This window comes from Streptomyces sp. NPDC041205 (genome assembly GCF_055591765.1).
The window spans coordinates 74,503-87,628 of sequence record NZ_JBVIZH010000003.1 but is presented as its reverse complement, the minus strand read 5'-3'; the positions used below and the strand labels follow the sequence as shown (position 1 = coordinate 87,628).

The 13,126-nt window shown below is 73.5% G+C and carries 14 protein-coding genes; 4 read left to right on the top strand and 10 right to left on the bottom strand.

What is annotated here, in order from left to right:
* Positions 1-116: 116 nt before the first annotated feature.
* Positions 117-920, bottom strand: a complete 804-nt coding sequence (locus ACZ6BG_RS14575; RefSeq protein ID WP_469000500.1) for a lysophospholipid acyltransferase family protein — start codon at positions 918-920, stop codon at positions 117-119.
* Positions 917-1,783 carry a GNAT family N-acetyltransferase gene (locus tag ACZ6BG_RS14570; RefSeq protein ID WP_469000498.1) on the bottom strand — a complete coding sequence of 289 codons (867 nt, stop codon included), beginning with the start codon at positions 1,781-1,783 and terminating at the stop codon, positions 917-919. Before ACZ6BG_RS14570 ends, ACZ6BG_RS14575 begins: the two co-directional genes overlap by 4 nt.
* A gap of 340 nt (positions 1,784-2,123) precedes the next feature.
* Here ACZ6BG_RS14570 and ACZ6BG_RS14565 point away from each other — a divergent pair, with 340 nt between their 5' ends.
* A complete protein-coding gene (locus ACZ6BG_RS14565) occupies positions 2,124-2,537 on the top strand; it encodes a VOC family protein (protein WP_468482209.1) in 414 nt (137 codons plus the stop codon).
* 6 nt (positions 2,538-2,543) lie between these two features.
* Positions 2,544-3,740 (top strand): CaiB/BaiF CoA transferase family protein, encoded by a 1,197-nt coding sequence (locus tag ACZ6BG_RS14560; protein ID WP_469000495.1) that lies wholly within the window; start codon positions 2,544-2,546, stop codon positions 3,738-3,740.
* Between the two features lie 72 nt (positions 3,741-3,812).
* On the opposite strand, the gene ACZ6BG_RS14555 is transcribed toward ACZ6BG_RS14560, so the two are convergent.
* Positions 3,813-4,367: a YbaK/EbsC family protein gene (locus tag ACZ6BG_RS14555; protein ID WP_469000493.1), complete on the bottom strand. Its 555-nt coding sequence runs from the start codon at positions 4,365-4,367 to the stop codon at positions 3,813-3,815.
* 14 nt (positions 4,368-4,381) lie between these two features.
* Positions 4,382-4,966 (bottom strand): helix-turn-helix domain-containing protein, encoded by a 585-nt coding sequence (locus ACZ6BG_RS14550; protein ID WP_469000490.1) that lies wholly within the window; start codon positions 4,964-4,966, stop codon positions 4,382-4,384.
* A gap of 112 nt (positions 4,967-5,078) precedes the next feature.
* Here ACZ6BG_RS14550 and ACZ6BG_RS14545 point away from each other — a divergent pair, with 112 nt between their 5' ends.
* Positions 5,079-5,945, top strand: a complete 867-nt coding sequence (locus ACZ6BG_RS14545; protein ID WP_469002886.1) for an EamA family transporter — start codon at positions 5,079-5,081, stop codon at positions 5,943-5,945.
* 136 nt (positions 5,946-6,081) lie between these two features.
* On the opposite strand, the gene ACZ6BG_RS14540 is transcribed toward ACZ6BG_RS14545, so the two are convergent.
* A complete protein-coding gene (locus tag ACZ6BG_RS14540; RefSeq protein WP_469000488.1) occupies positions 6,082-6,855 on the bottom strand; it encodes an acyltransferase in 774 nt (257 codons plus the stop codon).
* Between the two features lie 194 nt (positions 6,856-7,049).
* Here ACZ6BG_RS14540 and ACZ6BG_RS14535 point away from each other — a divergent pair, with 194 nt between their 5' ends.
* Positions 7,050-7,589 (top strand): gamma carbonic anhydrase family protein, encoded by a 540-nt coding sequence (locus tag ACZ6BG_RS14535; protein WP_469000485.1) that lies wholly within the window; start codon positions 7,050-7,052, stop codon positions 7,587-7,589.
* A gap of 52 nt (positions 7,590-7,641) precedes the next feature.
* Here ACZ6BG_RS14535 and ACZ6BG_RS14530 read toward each other — a convergent pair whose 3' ends face one another.
* From ACZ6BG_RS14530 to ACZ6BG_RS14510, 5 genes are all read right to left on the bottom strand, one after another.
* Positions 7,642-9,231 (bottom strand): alpha/beta hydrolase, encoded by a 1,590-nt coding sequence (locus ACZ6BG_RS14530; protein ID WP_469000482.1) that lies wholly within the window; start codon positions 9,229-9,231, stop codon positions 7,642-7,644.
* Complete coding sequence (locus ACZ6BG_RS14525; RefSeq protein ID WP_469002883.1) at positions 9,228-10,442, bottom strand: serine hydrolase domain-containing protein; 1,215 nt, start codon at positions 10,440-10,442, stop codon at positions 9,228-9,230. The genes ACZ6BG_RS14530 and ACZ6BG_RS14525 overlap by 4 nt, the downstream gene beginning before the upstream one ends.
* Before the next feature lie 361 nt (positions 10,443-10,803).
* Positions 10,804-11,583, bottom strand: a complete 780-nt coding sequence (locus tag ACZ6BG_RS14520; protein WP_469000480.1) for a DedA family protein — start codon at positions 11,581-11,583, stop codon at positions 10,804-10,806.
* A gap of 403 nt (positions 11,584-11,986) precedes the next feature.
* Positions 11,987-12,448, bottom strand: coding sequence for a DUF6234 family protein (locus ACZ6BG_RS14515; RefSeq protein WP_469000478.1), 462 nt, complete (start codon positions 12,446-12,448; stop codon positions 11,987-11,989).
* A gap of 91 nt (positions 12,449-12,539) precedes the next feature.
* Positions 12,540-12,998 carry a DUF4442 domain-containing protein gene (locus ACZ6BG_RS14510; RefSeq protein WP_468459620.1) on the bottom strand — a complete coding sequence of 153 codons (459 nt, stop codon included), beginning with the start codon at positions 12,996-12,998 and terminating at the stop codon, positions 12,540-12,542.
* Positions 12,999-13,126: the final 128 nt, after the last annotated feature.

The window sequence follows — 13,126 nt, the reverse complement described above, 5'->3', positions numbered from 1 at the left end:
GGTGGTCCTCTTTCGCAGGGGGTGGGATGAGCGGGACGAGCGTGCCAGCGGCGCGCGAGCGCCCCGTGAACACGAGTTGAACGTACGCGGTCACACGCCGTGGCCGCGGGCCCGCCTCAGCCGTGCGCCCCCGCCGACGCCGCGCCCTCCCCCGCGCACACCGCCGCCCACGCCCGCGCCGCGAGCACCTTGCGGTCGTGCCCGTGCAGCGGCTCGTGCGCGGTGACCCGCACCGCGAGCCCCCGCGCGACCGCCACCCGCCGCAGCGACCCCCCGAACCCCTCGTCCGCGAGGAACGCCGCCGCCGTACTGGCCGCACCGCCCTGCCGGTACGCCACCGTCACGGGCCGCACCGGCACGCCCGCGTCCACCGCGGCCTGGAACGCGGCCCGCCGGAACCTCCCGGAGCCGACCGAGCACCACGTGGTGGCCTGCGGGAACACGAGCACCGACCGCCCGGACGCCAGCGTCTTGGCCAACTCGCCGACCATCAGGGGAAGTTCCCGCCGACCGCCCTCACGGTCGATGAACTGCGTGCCCATGCGGCGCGCGAGCGTACCGACCACGGGCCACCGGCCGATCTCCTTCTTGGCCACGAAGGACACCGGCTCGACCGCGAGCAGCGCGACGACGTCCAGCCACGAGATGTGGTTGGCGACGATCAGGGTGCCGGTGTCGGTGCCCGGCACGCTCAGCGGCGCGAGGGCCGCCTCCAGGTCGACACCGAGCGCCCGCAGGACCCGCCGCGCCTGGACGCGCGGCGCCGTGTCCCCCGCGAGGCGTTCGCCCAGGAGCAGGCTGCGCCCGAGCTCCCGGGCGACGGCCGCGTACCGCAGCGCCTCCTCGGCGGGCCCGACCCGGGTCACGGGCCGTACCGCGCAGGCGCGCGGACAGCCCGCGTCCACGGCCCAGGGGTTCACGCCCTCCTCCCCGACGCGGCGGGGCCACGCTCGGCGTCGCCGAGGAAGAACCGGCGGTGCCGGTCGCTCAGCCGCTCGGTGTCGAGCAGCACGAAGAAGTCGGCGGAGTCGAACTCCGGGTCGTGCGCGGGCGCCCCGCACATCCAGGCGCCGAGGCGCAGATAGCCGCGCAGGAGCGGCGGCAGGTCGGCGTAGGTCGGCCGGTGTCCGGCCGGGTCGCCGGGCGTCCACGGGCGGTGCGGGTGCACGCGCAGCTCGGGCGGCGAGACGTGCTTGGCGGTGCCGAGCAGCCAGGCACCGGCGGCCGCGGTGCCGCCGTCGGCGAGCGGCACGGAGGCGCAGCCCGCCAGGTAGCGGTGGCCGGAGAGCAGCACGTAGCGGGCGAGGGCCGACCACATCAGGTTGATCACGGCGCCGGAGCGGTGGTCGGGGTGCACGCAGGAACGCCCGGCCTCGACGGTGGCGGAGCGCAGCGGAAGCAGGGCCGAGAGGTCGAACTCGCCGTCGGAGTAGAGGCGTTCGGTGCGGCCGGGCGGGATCAGGCGGTAGGTGCCGACGACGTCGCCGCTGGTGGTGTCGGTAATGATCAGGTGGTCCGCGAGCGCGTCGAACGCGTCGATGTCGTGCCCGGGTACGGAGGTGTCGAGCGTGGCGCCCATCTCCTCGCCGAAGACCCGGAAGCGGAGCCGCTGGGCGGCCCGGATCTGCTCCTCGGAGTCGGCGATGGAGGGGACGTAGCGGGGGGTGTCGGGGGCGGCCGGGGTGGAGGGCGCGGGGGCGGTGGACGGGGGGACCGGGGCGGCGGGTGCGGCCTGGGCCGCGGGGGCGGGTGCGAGAGCAGGCGTGAGGGGTGTCGCGGGCATGACACGTTCTCCGTTCGATGGGGACGGACGGGGGTCCGCTGAAACCGACGGGCTGGAGTGACAGGAGCGGGGAGGGGGAAGCGGGGCGACACGGGGAAGCGAAGGGAGTGCGGCGATGCGGTGGTGCGGGTGAGCGTGCGGCCGACTGCGGGAAAGGCGCCTGTTCAGCACGGTGACCGCCCTGGCTGAACTGCGCACAAGGTGCGCGAGACCGATCGTGCCGACCCTCGTGAGCATCAGGTGAACGGCGGTGGTCGCGCCCCGGCCCGCGCCCCCGGGTACGGTCGTCGCACGCCGGCGGGCGACCCCGTCCGGCGCGGCCACGGGAGGGGCGTACCGCATGATGGGCAGCAAGCAGCTGAAGATCGGCCTGCGGGTCAAGGATCTCCAGGTCTCCGGCGACCTCTACCTGAAGCTCGGTTTCCGCGAGCTGCCGAACGACGAGCAGCCGCACCTGCGCTATCTCACCTTCGGCCACACCTGGCTGATCCTGACGGCCCGGGAGGCGCACGGGTACTACGACGAGGAGCGCGGCGCGGCGGCCCGCCGGGGCCCGCTCGGCCTCGGCTTCACGCTGGCCGTGCCGACGCCCGACCTCGACGCGGCCCACGCCCTGTGGCGCGCCGAGGGACTGCCGGTGCTCACGGAGCCCGAGGACACGGACTGGGCGCGGATCTTCGTGGGCCTGGACCCGGACGGCTACGAGGTGTCGTTCGAGCAGTTCCACGAGGAGTACCGCGGGACGAGGGGCTGAGGGGCCGTGCCGCACCCCCTGCCGCTCACCGGCATCACGGTTCTCAGCCTGGAGCAGGCCGTCGCCGCGCCCTTCGCGACCCGCCAGCTCGCCGACCTCGGCGCCCGGGTGATCAAGGTGGAGCGCCCCGGCGGGGGCGACTTCGCACGGCGCTACGACACCACCGTGCACGGCGAGGCCAGCTATTTCGTGTGGCTGAACCGCTCCAAGGAATCGCTCACGCTGGATGTGAAGTCGGCGGCCGGGCAGGAGGTCCTGCGCGAACTCCTCGCGGGCGCCGACGTGTTCGTGCAGAACCTCGCGCCGGGCGCGGCGGACCGCCTCGGTCTGGGGGCGGCGGACCTCCAGGCCCGCCACCCGTCCCTGATCACCTGCACGGTCAGCGGCTACGGCACCAGCGGCTCCTGGGCGGACCGCAAGGCGTACGACATGTTGGTGCAGTGCCAGACCGGTCTGCTCTCGCTCACGGGCACACCCGAGGAGGCGGTGCGGGTCGGGATCTCGGTGGCCGACATAGCGGCGGGGATGTACGCCTACAGCGGCATCCTGTCGGCGCTGTTCACGCGCGCGACGACGGGCCGGGCGCCCGCCGTCGAGGTGTCCCTCTTCGACGCGCTGGCCGAGTGGATGAGCCAGCCCGCGTACTACACGCGGTACGGCGGCACGCAGCCCCCGCGCGTCGGCGCCCGGCACGCGACGGTGGCGCCGTACGGCGTGTTCACCGCGGCCGACGGCAAGGAGGTGCTGCTCTCCGTGCAGAACGAGCCGGAGTGGGCGGCGCTCTGCGAGGACTTCCTGGGGCGGCCCGAGCTGGTGGCCGACCCGCGCTTCGCCGACGGTTCCGCGCGGGTGGCGCACCGCGAAGAGCTGGACGCGGCGATCCAGGCCCGGTTCGCGGAGCTGGACGGCGCGGCGGCGACGGCGCTGCTCGACGCCGCGAACATCGCCAACGCGGGCGTCAACACCGTCCCGGACTTCCTCGACCACCCGGCCCTCACCGAGCGCGGCCGCTGGCGCGACGTGGGCCTGCCGGGAGCGGCGCCCGGCATCCAGGCCCTCGTTCCGCCCGCCGACCTGTCCGGGGTGAGTCCGCGCATGGACCCGGTGCCGGGCGTGGGCGAGCACACGGAGCGCATCCTGGCGGAGCTGGGCCGGGAGGTGGCGGACATCGAGCGGCTGCGGGCGGAGGGCGTCATCTCCTAGGGCCCGAAGGGGCGTTGGCTCCCGCCCCCGCGGAGGTCAGGACGCCTGCCCCGGCCCGCGCGCCCCGCCCGGTCAGACGCCGAGCCCTTCGATGACCGTCGCGTTCGGCAGCCCCGCGAACGCCTTGCCCGGCACGATCAGCTTGCCGCGTCGGCTGCCGCTGCCGATCAGGACGTACGGCAGGTCCACCACCGCGGCGTCGACAAGGAGCGGCCAGGCGTCGGGCAGGCCGATGGGGGTGATGCCGCCGTACTCCATGCCGGTCTCGCCGACCGCGGTGTCCATCGGCGCGAACGACGCCTTGCGGGCGCCGAGTTGGCGGCGTACGACGCCGTTGACGTCGACGCGCGCCGCCGACAGGACCAGGCACGCGGCGAGCGTCGTCTCACCCCCGCGCTTGCCCGCGACGACGACGCAGTTCGCGGACCGGGCGAGCAGTTCGGGGCCGTAGTGCTCCACGAACGTGGCGGTGTCGGCCCACTGCGGGTCGGTGTCGACATGGATCAACTCGTCGGCGGGGACGGCCCCGCTCCAGCCGCGGACGGCGGCGGCGACGGGGGCGACAAGGAGGTCGAGGGCTTCGGGGGCGGGGCGGACTACGTCGAAGTCACCGAGAGGAGCACGCATGGCGGCACGGTAACTCAGTACGCTCCCGCGTGAGCGGGCGGGACCGACACGGCCATCGTCATCTCGACCGGCTCCGCACCCTTGTTGTGATATCCGTGCGCCACATTGGCCTCGAACGACGCCGCCGACCCGGCCACCACGAGGTGCTCCTCGCCGTCCACGACCAGTGTCAGCTCGCCGGTCCGCACGTGCAGCAACTCCATCGTCCCCGGCGGGTGCGCGTCGGAGTCACTGCCGTCGCCCGGCATCAACTGCCACGTCCACAGCTCGAAGGGGCCCCTCGACTCGGTCCCGACCAGGAGCGTCGTGCCGCTGCCCGCCTCCGTGGACCACATCCGCACGGCCTGCTCGGGCGGCACAAGGCGCACGTGCGGCCCCTGTTCGTAGTCGAGCAGGGTGGTGATGCTGACGCCGAGCGCGTCCGCGAGCTTGACCGTGATGCCCACGCTGGGGTTCGTACGGGCCTGCTCGATCTGGATGATCATGCCGCGGCTGACGCCCGCGCGGGCCGCGAGCGCGTCGAGCGTGAAGTTCCGTTCGGTGCGCCAGCGCTTGAGGTTGCGCGCGAGCGACTGAGTCAGCTGGTCGAGGTCCGACACATTCCGTCCAATATTTTGGATGACAGAGTTCACTGTACTGAACTACGGTGTGGTGCACCTGATGGTTCCCGAAGGTTCACCACACTGTACTGCGAGGCTTCCCATGACGGGACTGACAGCACTGTTCGCCCTGGCCACCAGCTTGCTGTGGGGCCTCGCCGACTTCGGCGGCGGACTGCTGACCCGGCGCATCCCGGCGCTCACGGTGGTCGTCGCCTCCCAGTGCGTCGCGGTGATCGTCCTCGGCGTGATCGTGGCCTCCACCGGCGCCTGGAGCGAGTGGGGCCCGCAGCTGTGGTTCGCGGTCGGCGCGGGACTCGTCGGCCCGGTCGCGATGCTCGCCTTCTACAAGGCCCTCGCGCTCGGCCCCATGGGCGTCGTCTCACCGCTCGGCTCGCTCGGCGTGGCCGTGCCGGTGGGCGTCGGGCTCATGCTGGGCGAGCGGCCGGGCATCGGGCAGTTCGCGGGCATCGCGGTGGCCGTCGCGGGCATCGTCCTCGCGGGCGGTCCGGAGCTGCGCGGCGCACCGGTGCAGCGGCAGGCGGTGCTCCTGACCCTCCTCGCCGCCTTCGGCTTCGGCGCGGTCATGGCCCTCATCGCGGAGGCGTCGAGCAGCGTCACCGGCCTGTTCCTGGCGCTGTTCGTCCAGCGCGTGACCAACGTGCTCGCGGGCGGCACGGCGCTGTACGTCTCCGTGCGGCGGGGCGCCGTCGCGCTCCCCGAAGGCCAGGGAATGGGCGTCATCTGGAGCGCGCTGCCCGCGCTCGCCTTCGTGGGACTCGCGGACGTCGCCGCCAACGGGACGTACGCGATGGCGGCCCAGCGCGGTCCCGTCACCGTCGCCGCCGTGCTCGCCTCGCTCTACCCGATCGTGACGGCGCTGGCGGCGCGCGGCCTCCTCAAGGAACGGCTGCGCGGGGTGCAAGCCGCGGGGGCGGGCCTTGCGCTGGTGGGCACGGTGCTGCTGGCGACGGGCTGAGCCACGGCAGCGCGCCGCTGGATGTGCCACACCGGGCCGTCGTGCGCCCGCGGGTCCGTCGTGGCTGGTCGCGCCCACGCGGCGGAGCCGCAGATCGACACAGCCCCGCGCCCCTTCAGAGTGCCACCGGAACCGCTCAGACGTTCCCCTCGACCTCGGCCAGCCGCGCCACTTCCAGGTCGGTCAACTCGCCCAGCGCGAGGAGCTGTTCCGGCGTGATCCCCTCGGGTATCGGAACCGGCGCCGGAGTCCGCAGCGGCGGCTCCCAGCCCCGCTCCGCGCACCACGTCCGCACGACCCGGGCGGGCGCCCCGGCCACCACCGCGTGGTCGGGCACCTCGCCCCGCACCACCGCGCCGGCGGCCACCACCACGTTGCGGCCGATCCGGGCCCCGGGCAGGATCACGGCGCCGGTGCCGACCCAGCAGCCGGGCCCGATCTCGACGGGCTCCATCCGCGGCCACTGCTTGCCGATCGGCGTATGGGGGTCGTCGTACGAATGGTTCGTCGAGGTCACGTACACGTACGGACCGAAGTAGCAGTCGTCGCCGATGGTCACCGTCGTGTCCGCGATGACATGGCTGCCGCGGCCGAGCACGACGCCGTCGCCGATGCGCAGGATCGGGTCGGGGCCGAGGTCGAGGTCGGGCATCAACCCGGCGGTCAGCGTGACCTGTTCGCCGACGATGCAGTGCGCGCCGAGCCGGATCCAGGGCGCTCCGAAGACCGTGCCCTGCGGGAAGGCGAGGCGCGTGCCCTCGCCGATCGCGCCGAACCGCAGCCGTCCGGGCCGCCGCGCGGTGACGGCGCCGGTGCGCTGCACCCAGTCCCACCCGGCGTGGACGGCGCGCTGCGCCATACCGCGCCGCCAGGCGGCCAGCGATGAGAACACGTTCTTGTTCCTGGGCACCCGCTCACGTTACTCAGCCGGGCGCGCGCCGAGCACACCGACGACCTGTGATCTTCACCCCACACGGCGGCGGCCGCCCCGCCGTCCCGTACGGTTCGCTCAGGCGCGGCACGGGGACGACGACGCGATGCCGCCACCCGCGGCACGGGAAGCACGGAAAGCACGGGAAAGCACGGGAAAGAGGGAGCGAGCCGATGAGCCAGCAGGCACTCGTCATGGGCTTGGCCGGCAAGGAGCCGAAGGTCGACCAGGATGCCTTCACCGCACCCACGTCGGTGGTGATCGGCGAGGTGACGCTGAGCGCGGGCGCGAGCACCTGGTACGGCGCGGTGCTGCGCGCCGACTGCGGGCCCATCGAGATCGGGGCCGACAGCAACATCCAGGACAACTGCACCCTGCACGTCGACCCGGGCTTCCCGATGTTCATCGGCGAACGCGTCTCGGTGGGCCACAACGCGGTCCTGCACGGCTGCACCGTCGAGGACGACTGCCTCATCGGCATGGGTGCCACGGTCCTCAACGGCGCGGTGATCGGCGCCGGTTCCCTCGTCGCCGCGCAGGCGCTGGTGCCGCAGGGGATGCGGGTGCCGCCCGGCTCGCTGGTCGCGGGCGTCCCCGCGAAGGTCAAGCGCGAGCTGACCGAGGAGGAGCGCGCGGGCATCTCCCTCAACGGCACGCTGTACGTGGAGCTGGCCAAGGCCCACCGCGAGGCGAACGCGGCCCGGGAGGGTTAGGGCCTGTGCCGCCGCCCGCCGGGACCGAGCGGTCCGGCGGACGGCGGGTGTATCAGCCGTCCTGCTTCACGCAGGTCAGGTCCTTGCCCGGCAGCTTGCCGGTGGCCAGGTAGGAGTTGACCCGCGCGTCCACGCACGCGTTGCCGTAATAGCCGTAGATCCCGTGCCGGTTGGCGCCCTTCAGGGTGATCAGCTTGGAGCTGGGCAGCATGCCGTGCAGCGCCACGGTGCCCTGGTAGTCGCTGCGCGGGTCACCGGTCGCGCCCACGAGCAGCGCCGGGGCGTCGTGCCGGACCTGGGTGGGCTGCTCGCGGGGACGGTCCCAGAAGGCGCACGGGTTGATGTTGTTGACCAACGGTCCCATCACCGGGTGCGCGGCGCGGCTGTGCCGGATGTCCCGCCAGTAGCGCTCCGGGTCGCGCGGGGCCGCCGCGTCGCCGCACAGGATGGCCGTCTGCACACTGCCGTAGTGCGAGTCCTTGCCGGTGATGTAGGACCGCAGGGCGCCGGTGAACTCCGGGGAGAGCCGGGTCGGTTGCCCCTTGGCCGCCTTGACCAGCACGGACACCTGCTCGCCGAGGGCCGCGCGGGCGGCGTCGGTGTCGTCGGCGATGCCCATGACCAGCAGGGTCGGCACGATGGTGTCGTCGAGCCGGAAGGTGTCGGGCGCGGTGCCGACGGTCAGGCCGCGCGCGGACGCCTCGATGGTGCGGTCGACGGCGGCGAGCACCTGGGCGCGGGTGCGGCCGAGGCCGTACGTGTCGTGCCGCCGCGCCGCCCACCGCGCCCAGTCGGACAGCGCCTGCTCGTTCTCGGCCTCCGTGCCGCGCAGCAGCCGGGGGGTGTAGCGGCGCGGGTCGAGCGCCCCGTCGAGGACGACGCGGTCGTAGCGGCCGGGGAACATCTGGGTGTAGACGGTGCCGAGGTAGGTGCCGTACGAGTAGCCCAGGTAGGAGATCTTCCGCTCGCCGAGGGCGGCCCGGATGACGTCCATGTCGCGGGCGGTGTCGCGCGTGGTGACGAACGGCAGCACGGACTTGTCGGTGGCGCGGCACTTGGCGGCCAGGTCCTTGTGCAGGGCGACCTGCCGGTCGAAGCCCGCGCGGCCGACCCCGGCGGAGAAGATCGCACTGGAGACGGGCCACTCGCAGTCCAGTGGGGTGCTGCGGCCGACGAAGCGCGGGTCGACGCCGACGATGTCGTAGCGCGCGCCGACGTCCTTCATCGCCTTGCGGATGTCCGGGGCGTCACCGAGCGAAGTGCCCCCGGGGCCACCGCCGTTCAACAGGATCGGGCCGACGCGGTGGCGGGTGTCGGTGGCCTTGATCCGCGATATGGCGACGGTCATGGTACGGCCGCCGGGGTCGGAGTAGTCGATGGGGACGGTGACGTCCGCGCAGCGGGCACCCGCCTTCTCCAGGGCGTGGCCCGTCTCGTCGTCCGGTCCGAGGACGCAGCTGCGCCAGTCGAGGCGCTGGTCGTGGAAGCGGCCGAGACCGGCGGCGGGAGCCGTCGTGCCCGCGCCGCGTTCCGCAGCGGGGTTCGTGATCGCCGAGGCCAGGGGCGGCGTGGCGGTGAGGCAGGCGGCGAGGGCGAGGCCCACGGCCGAGGTGCGGCGCACTGCGGCGCTGGTGCGTGTCACGGGTTCTCCTTGAGGCGCGAGGTGCGGTCGGGCGGACACAGGGCGCTGTCGACGACGGCCCGGAAGTCCTGTTCGGCGTGTTCGGTGGCGGGCACCTGGTTGAGGGCGAGGGCGACGGTGCGGCCGCCGGGGCCGACCGCGCCGAGGGCCCGGTGCCCGCCGGGAACCGTGCCGCCGTGTCCCCACCAGCGGCCGCCGCACGCCAGCGGCGAGGAGATCAGGCCGAGGCCGTACCGGGCGCCGGGCCACAGCCGGTCCGGGTCGGCGGGGACGGTGCGCTTCATCTCGGCGAGCCAGCGCGCGGGCAGCAGCTTCCCGCCGAACAGCGCGCCGAAGAAGCGGTTGACGTCGGCGGGCGTCGAGACCAGGGCACCGCCGACGCCGCCGAAGGTCATGTTCCACTCGGTGCCGTCGACGCGGGTGGGTGGGGCGGCGTCCCGCTCGCCATCGGGGGCGGGGTCGGGGAAGTAACTGCGTGAGTGCGGCCCCCGCATACGAGTGGCGTCGCCCGGCCAGTAGGTGTCCCGCAGCCCGAGCTTCCGGATGACGCGGCGGTTCACCTCCGTCTCGACGCGGTGCCCGGTGACCTTCTCGACGATGAGCCCGGCGACGACGGTGTTGGTCGTCGCGTAGTGCCACTTCTTGTCCGGACGCGGCATCGTGAGGGCGGTGGCGATCTGCTCACGGGGCTCGAAGTGCCGGAAGCGCCACTCGTTCACGGGTCGCTCGGCGAGGGCTTCGACATAGTCGGGAAGTCCGCTGGTGTGCTGGAGGAGTTGGCGCACGGTGATCTCGCGGCCGTCGTATCCGTTGCCCCGGATCAGGCCCGGCAGATAGCGCTCGACGGGCACGTCGAGGCCGATCCGGCCCTCCGCGGCGAGTTGCACGACGACGGTGACGGTGAACGTCTTGCTGACGCTGCCGATCCGCAGCCGGTCCCCCGCGTCCATCCGGCGGCCGCTGCCCAGATCGGCGACGCCCCGTGCGACGGACCAGCGCCCGCAGCTCCGGTCGACCACTTCGGCGGCGGCGCCGGGGATGCCGTGGCGGTCGACGAGGGGTCCCAGGGAGACCTTGACCGCGCCGCGCGCCGCGTCACAGCCGGGCGGCGGAGTGGGAGTCGGAGCCGCAGGACGGGACCCGGTGCCGGGGCGGGCCGCCGCGTCCGCCACGGGGACGAGCAGCGTCAACGCCGCCGTCACCACGGCCAACACGGTCGCCCGCCCGGCACGACGGCGCCCGGGCAAGGACGGTAAGGACGCTCTTTCCTCGGTGTGCTCTACACATGTCATGTCGACCGACGCTAGGGACCTGGCAGCCCGCGCTCACTGGAGCCTGCCCCCGGAAGCGGACGGGGGCAGACCCCCCGGGACCCGAGGAAGAGCAGGCCACACCCCCTGGCGGAGTCGTGGGCTGACCTGGACGGCGCCGGGCGCGCGGAGGCAGGGGCGGGGGCAACGGCGGGCGGGGGGCGCCGGGCGCACATGCGCGTACCCGCTCGCGCGCGACGCACGAGCGGGTACGAAAGGGGGTGCGGGAGTGCGGGCCGGTCCGCGGCGGACCCGGCGCGGCTCAGCCTCCTGCGGAACTCCGGGTGACCGCGAGCGCCACCTCGTCCTCGGCGGCGACCCCGTCGGACTTCGCAGCGGCCGCGCCCTCCGTCAGGCCGACCCCATCGGCCTTCGCGACAGCCCCATCGGCCTCCGCCTGCGCGGGCACCTCGGCCCCGGCCAGCGCCGCGTGCTCCTCTGCCGCCTTCTTGGCCCGCCGCTTCACCAACAGCATCGAGCCGATGCCGATGAGGACGGCGATGCCGAGGCCGACGTACGAGAAGCGCTTGAGCCAGTCCTCCGCGACCACGCCGATGTAGTAGATGACGGCGGTGGTGCCGCCCGCCCACACGATGCCGCCGAGAACGTTGGCGATGGCGAACTTCCAGTACGGCATGCGCAGCACACCGGCGAGCGGTCCGGCGAAGATCCGCAGCAGCGCCACGAAGCGGCCGAAAAAGACCGCCCACATGCCCCACTTCTGGAACGATCGCTCGGCGCTGCCGACGTTCGCCTCACTGAAGTGCTTGGGGAACTTCCGCCCCAGCCAGGCGAGGAGTGGCCGGCCGCCCTTGCGTCCGATCGCGTAGCCGATGGAGTCGCCGATCACCGCGCCCGCGACGGCGCAGGCGCCGAGGATCACCGGGTTCACGTCGCCGTGCTGGGACGAGAGCAGCGCGGCGGAGACGAGGACGATCTCGCCGGGCAGCGGGATGCCCAGTGACTCCAGGCCGATCACGAGGCCCACGAGCAGGTAGACGCTGACGGCCGGTACGTTCTCCAGCCACTCCTGGACGTGCAACCCCGGTTCCTTCCGCTGTGCTGGTGACTCCCCCGGCGTGCGCGTCCTTGTCGATCACGCACGACGGGGAAGCCTACCTGCTCAGCGAGGTGCGGCCGCGTCCCGCAGATCGCGGTGGCGCGCCCGGCGCACGGCCGTGTCGATCATGGTGCCGCTCGCTGATCCGGTACGCGGGGATCGGGTGACGCCGGGGTGAGTCCGCTGGTCGGGAGCCGGCGGAGCGCCGTCCGAACGGGCCACTCCGGAGTGGATGGAGGAGGCTCGGTGCGCGGTCATCTGCCGGGCCAGGGCGCGCTGTTCGGCGTTCAGGGGCGAGCGGAGGCCGAAATGTTGGAACAGATATTGCACTTCGTTTACGTGCGTCGCACCGTTCAGCACCGGCACCTTCACCACCCCGTCGCCTTCACCGCCCCGTACCCGCGCACTCATCACTGCCGCCCCCGCTGCGGCACCCCACTTGCCCCTGCCAGGTGGACGCGGGCGCGGGCCGCTCGCGCTCCCGCTCCTGCTTCCGGTCCGGGTACGCCGGGCCGCAGAGCACCGCCGCGGCGATCAGCACCGCCATGAACCCCTGACTCCACGCGGTCGCCACGGCACGCTTCCGGCAGGCGGCGGCAGCGGCCAGGACGGCGAAGAGCCCGACCGCCCCGGCGGCGATGAGGTAGCCGTCGAGGCGGTCGGGCTCGGCTTCGGTGCCGCCCGCGGGGAAGAAGGAGACCCCCGACAGGAGCCACGCCCCGAACACCACGACGAGGACGGCCCCTTCGAGCAGGAAGAGGCCGACGGCGGCGGTGATGTCGGCGCGCCGGTCGGCGCCGGTGTCGTCGGAGGCGTCGAAGGCGGGCGGCGCGCTCGGCAGGCTCATGCCGCCCATGCTCGACGCCGGGCCCCGCCCGTGCCTGAGTACGGATACTCAGGCGGTCGGCAGGACACGGCCACCGGGCCGTCCGCCCGGGCTACTTCGGGTCGTTGGGGCGCAGCGTCCAGACCACGGTCATCTCGCCGGTCACGGCGCCGTCCTCACGCGTGATGGCGATCGCGACCGGGAACTCCGGCCGCTGCCCCGCGTCCAGTTCGGCGACCACGTCGGCGACCGGGCGACCGAGCGTGGCGGTGGCCGTGACCGTCCCCATCGCGAGCTTCTTGTACGCGATGTCGGCGCGCACCGCGAGCGGCACGGCCCGGGAGAGGTGCGCCCCGAAGGCGGCGAGCACGATGGCGCCGCTCGCGGACTCGCCCAGCGTGAACATGGCTCCGGCGTGCGGTCCGCCCACGTGGTTGTGGTACTCGCTCTGGTCCGGCAGCACGACCACGGCCCGCTCGGGCGTGGTCTCGCCGAACTGGAGGTTCAGGGTCTTGGCCATCGGCACGGTGGCGGCGAGCATCTCGCCGATCGACATCTGGTCTGCGCTCATGCGGGGGATGTTACCCACGAGTAGCCTTCCTTGGCCAGGGGTTCACCGGGCGGCGACCGGGACCACCCGGCACCCCGCCCCGCGCAGAGCCGCCATCCACCACCGCACCCAATCCCCCCGCATCCGGG

Bases quoted from the DNA above. Each gene is read 5' to 3' on its own strand.
- ACZ6BG_RS14565 (WP_468482209.1), top strand. From the start codon at position 2,124: ATGATGGGCAGCAAGCAGCTGAAGATCGGCCTGCGGGTCAAGGATCTC.
- ACZ6BG_RS14535 (WP_469000485.1), top strand. From the start codon at position 7,050: ATGAGCCAGCAGGCACTCGTCATGGGCTTGGCCGGCAAGGAGCCGAAG.
- ACZ6BG_RS14555 (WP_469000493.1), bottom strand. From the start codon at position 4,367: ATGCGTGCTCCTCTCGGTGACTTCGACGTAGTCCGCCCCGCCCCCGAA.
- ACZ6BG_RS14515 (WP_469000478.1), bottom strand. From the start codon at position 12,448: ATGAGCCTGCCGAGCGCGCCGCCCGCCTTCGACGCCTCCGACGACACC.
- ACZ6BG_RS14510 (WP_468459620.1), bottom strand. From the start codon at position 12,998: ATGAGCGCAGACCAGATGTCGATCGGCGAGATGCTCGCCGCCACCGTG.
- ACZ6BG_RS14570 (WP_469000498.1), bottom strand. From the start codon at position 1,783: ATGCCCGCGACACCCCTCACGCCTGCTCTCGCACCCGCCCCCGCGGCC.